Raw genomic sequence first — 4,186 nt, forward strand, 5'->3', positions numbered from 1 at the left:
AGCAAACTGAACACATGGCGGGAACAGGAACGCAAGATCATCGAGACGGCTGACATCGTGGTGTTCGTCACGCAACAAACTGCGGATCTCGTGATGCGGAAATATTCACCGCTCCTGCGCCGCAAGGCACGCGTCGTTCCCCATGGATTCGACCGCGACACGTTGACTTCTCCTGCTGTTGTCAACCGCTCGGCCGAACTGCGCGTCATTTACACCGGAAATATCTATGCGGGCACCCGCCACCCGGTCTACCTGTTCGAGGCCGTCGCGGAAATGAACGCGAAGGTACCGCTGGCCGGGCGCCTGCGACTGGATTTCTATGGGCACTGTCCGCCTGAGGTCGCCGCCAAGGTGACGGAATTGGGTATCGGATCCATCGTCACGTTTCATGGAACGGTTGGGTATCTCGACAGTCTGCGCTATGCCGCCGAAGCCGACCTCCTGCTGTTGATCGACGCACCATCCGATTTGAGCGTCTTCCTGCCCAGCAAGATCGTCGACTATCTCATGCTGAAAAGGCCTATTCTCGCCCTCACGCCGTCCGAGGGCGCGTCAAGAGATGTACTTTTACCACTTGGACACTTTGTCGTTGCACCGACCGACAAATCTGCAATGATTGACACGCTGACAGGTGCCATTGCCAGACATGAGCAGGGCAAGCTGTTGGCAATACTCAAGGACGACGTCGATGCTTTCGATATCAAACAGACGACACGGCTGTTTGACAAAGCCCTTCGCGACGCGATGGCTGTGAGCAAACAGCGATGATAAATGCCCATATCGTCGTCGGGGCGAGGCCCAACTTCATGAAAGTCGCGCCGCTTTTTCGCGCGATGTCGCACGAGAGCTGGATCAAGCCGGCGCTCATCCACACCGGTCAACACTACTCCGAGAACATGTCGGACGCCTTTTTTTCCGACCTCGGCCTGCCGCCGCCCGCTTTCAATCTCGGTGCACGCGGCGAAACCCATGCACGGCAGACGGCCGCGATCATGATTGCCTATGAAGATCTGCTCCTTGCCGGCAAGCCAGACTGGGTGATTGTCGTGGGCGACGTCAATTCGACCCTGGCAGCCGCGCTTGCGGCAAAGAAACTAAATATTCCGGTCGCGCATCTGGAAGCGGGACTACGAAACTTCGACCGGACGCTTCCGGAAGAGATCAATCGTATTGTTACCGATAGCATTAGCGACCTGTTGTGGGCCCCGTCTGTAGATGCGTGCGAAAATCTTCGACGTGAGGGTGTCGATCCCGCCAAGATCGATCTCGTTGGCAACATTATGATCGACAGCTATCTCATGCTATCGGAGACAATATCACAAGCGTCGATGGCCAAGCGTATTGGGATTCCCGCAGGAAAATACGTGGTCGTCACCCTTCATCGTCCCGCCAATGTCGACGATCCCAATATGCTCACGCGGATCGTCGATGCACTACGCCAACTCGCGACATCGGCTATCATTGTCTTTCCAGTGCATCCGCGTACTCGTACAAAGTTGGAAATGGCCGGTCTTATCGGACGTCTGCAGCACGAAAACATTCGTCTAATCGAACCAATGGGTTACGTGGCCTTTATGAGTCTTGTCCAAAGCTCGGCATTGGTGATCACAGATTCAGGTGGCATCCAGGAAGAGACGTCATATATCGGCATCCCCTGTCTGACGCTGAGGACCAACACCGAACGTCCCATTACGATCACCCTAGGCACCAACCAACTTGTGACACCTGAGACTCTCCTCGATGCGGCAACAGTTGCCATAAGCAGGGGGCCACGCCTTCCCTCCGACATTTCGCTTTGGGACGGGCATACGGCGTCACGCGTGGTCGCCAGCCTTGCTCGACATGCAAAAATGTGATCAAGATCCGCGACTCCCTATCTGCATAGCACTCCCGATGTACTCCGAAATTCCAAGCCGCCTTATGGCCATTGCTGATGTTTTCCGGTTTCGACTATTGTGACTGGATTTGCGTCATCAATCGCTAGACGCGCTCAGATCGGCGAATCTCGACCTTTGAGAATTTCATCTAGCATTGGCGCCGAAATTATTAGGAGCTTGCCGAAGCTTTAATTCTTCCCCTTCCGAAGGTCTCACTCAAAATCTTACTTAACTCCTTGTTGGCGCCAATTCTCCAAAGCTAACCGAAGTCCGACCTCAAATTCGCGAGGCTGCACTGCGAACATTGTGGTCATCGCCGCTAAAGAAACGTTCACATTCTCGCTAAAACGTTGCACAAATCCAGCTTCAATTTGCGTGGCACCAATCTTATTCAAGAATTGGATCGGGACAGAAAGAAACGACACCGGAACGGAAATCATTACACATCTACGACCTATGGATTTTGCGCAGATCTTAGCCATCATTCGCCAAGACAGAGGTTTTCCAGCGATACCAACGACGTATTTACCAGTCCATCTTGTTGTGGCTGCCGCAAACAAGCAATCAACAACGTCATCTACATAGATCGGCTGGACGATCTGCCGGCCTCCACCAGGCACGGGCAGTATGGGAAAACGGCGAATTATCCAAAGTAGCCTCTGGATGTTATTTTCCTGATTGCCTCCGTAGATCATCGTCGCGTGAAGCATTACACCGTTGTGGTTGGAGGTCATGAAATCGACCTCGGCCTGCCGAACCTCATCTGCTCGCTTGTTCGAAATCGCAGACCAGCGCCAAGCCGATCCCATCAAAACAAGGACGGTCGGACGGCTGGGAAGATGCTGGAGGATTGATCGTGTATATCTTGCATGGGCACATGACACGACTACGTCAGCATCTAATAGGGCCTCTCGGACCCCCCAGCCGCTCGATAGATCGGCTACGGTTCCGGTATGTCTGGATACACATTTGAATGGAAGGCCGGCCGCTCGGAGTTTTTCCGACAGCCGAGCTCCAATGTCAGTTGATGCTCCAAAAACAACGATCATTTTTGCCAAAGTACCAATACAACGACGGCAATAAACTAGTCATCGAACAGTCGCGAAGCTGGCCTCTTAGACCGAAGCGTCAGCGGTCGGAGCCCGATACGAAAGCTTGGGTTTCGTTGAGATACGCCTGGTAGGCCAGCCCGATGCCGTCCTCAAGCGAGGTGCGAGCGCACCAGCCGAGTTTGGCGAGGCGGCTGACGTCGAGGAGTTTACGCGGCGTGCCGTCGGGCCTTGACGCGTCGAAGCCGATCTGCCCGGTGTATCCGACGGTCGCCGCGACCACCCGGGCGAATTCGGCGATGGTGATGTCCTCACATTGATGAAGTCGGAGCCATACTGGCTGCGATAGGCCTCGACCATCTTGATGCCGGCAATCTTGGCGATGGCATAGGGCTCGTTGGTCGGCTCCAGCGGCCCCGTCAACATCGAATCCTCGCGCAGCGGCTGCGGCGCCAGCTTGGGATAGATGCAGGAGGAGCCGAGAAACATCAGCTTCTCGACGCCGTTGAGGTGAGCGGCGTGGATCACATTGGCCGCGATGATGAGGTTCTCGTAGATGAATTCGGCGCGCAGCGTGTTGTTGGCTACAATGCCGCCGACCTTGGCCGCCGCCAGAAACAAGGCTTGCGGGCGCGCCTTGGCGAACCAGCCGGCGACCGCGGCCTGATCGCGCAAATCGACCTCGCTGCGCTTGACCGTGAGCAGTTCGACATCTTCCTGGCCGAGCCGGCGCACCAGCGCGCCGCCGACCATGCCGCCATGGCCGGCAACGAAGACCGTCTTGCCCTTCAGCTCAAACGGGGTTTTTGCCATTGGCGACCTCCCGCCGCGCAATCGCCAGATCGCCCGCCACCATTTCGCTGACCAGCTGCGCGAACGTCGTCTTCGGCTGCCAGCCGAGCTTGTCGCGCGCCTTGCTGGCTTCGCCGATCAGCAGGTCGACTTCGGTGGGCCGGAAATAGGTAGGGTCGATCCGAACCACGGTCTTGCCGGACTTCTTGTCGACGCCGGTTTCCTCGACGCCCTTGCCGCGCCATTCGACGCCGCGACCGATTTCGGCGAACGCAAGCTCGACGAATTCACGCACCGAACGGGTCTCGCCGGTCGCCAGCACGAAATCGTCGGGCTCATCGGCCTGCAATATCCGGTACATGCCCTCGACGTAATCCTTGGCATGCCCCCAGTCGCGCTTCGCCTCGAGGTTTCCGAGATTGAGCGTGTCTTCCCGACCGGTCTCGATGCGGGCGACGCTGCGCGTGA

At 56.6% G+C, this 4,186-nt stretch carries 4 protein-coding genes and 1 pseudogene; 2 read left to right on the top strand and 3 right to left on the bottom strand.

Features of this window, described 5'->3' with window-relative positions; translation table 11 throughout:
• Window positions 1–768: glycosyltransferase (locus Q7U29_RS25750; RefSeq protein WP_304746139.1), on the top strand; the 768-nt coding region annotated here is incomplete at its 5' end.
• A complete protein-coding gene (gene wecB, locus Q7U29_RS25755) occupies window positions 765–1,856 on the top strand; it encodes a non-hydrolyzing UDP-N-acetylglucosamine 2-epimerase (RefSeq protein WP_304746141.1) in 1,092 nt (363 codons plus the stop codon). The genes Q7U29_RS25750 and wecB, both read left to right, overlap by 4 nt.
• A 245-nt stretch (window positions 1,857–2,101) precedes the next feature.
• Here the strand turns inward: wecB and Q7U29_RS25760 are convergent, their stop codons facing one another.
• The 3 genes and pseudogenes from Q7U29_RS25760 to Q7U29_RS25770 form a co-directional block, all read right to left on the bottom strand.
• Complete coding sequence (locus tag Q7U29_RS25760) at window positions 2,102–2,611, bottom strand: hypothetical protein (RefSeq protein WP_304746143.1); 510 nt, start codon at window positions 2,609–2,611, stop codon at window positions 2,102–2,104.
• Window positions 2,612–3,005: 394 nt separating this feature from the next.
• A pseudogene (locus Q7U29_RS25765) lies at window positions 3,006–3,739 on the bottom strand (NAD-dependent epimerase/dehydratase family protein).
• A partial coding sequence (locus Q7U29_RS25770) for a GDP-mannose 4,6-dehydratase (protein WP_304746145.1) occupies window positions 3,720–4,186 on the bottom strand: 467 nt, incomplete at its 5' end. The pseudogene Q7U29_RS25765 and the gene Q7U29_RS25770, both read right to left, overlap by 20 nt.

The sequence above is a fragment of the Bradyrhizobium sp. genome (assembly GCF_030654605.1).
Taxonomy (GTDB): domain Bacteria; phylum Pseudomonadota; class Alphaproteobacteria; order Rhizobiales; family Xanthobacteraceae; genus Bradyrhizobium.

Excerpts from the sequence above, each read along its gene's own strand:
- wecB (WP_304746141.1), top strand. The coding sequence starts at position 765 with ATGATAAATGCCCATATCGTCGTCGGGGCGAGGCCCAACTTCATGAAA.
- Q7U29_RS25760 (WP_304746143.1), bottom strand. The coding sequence starts at position 2,611 with ATGACCTCCAACCACAACGGTGTAATGCTTCACGCGACGATGATCTAC.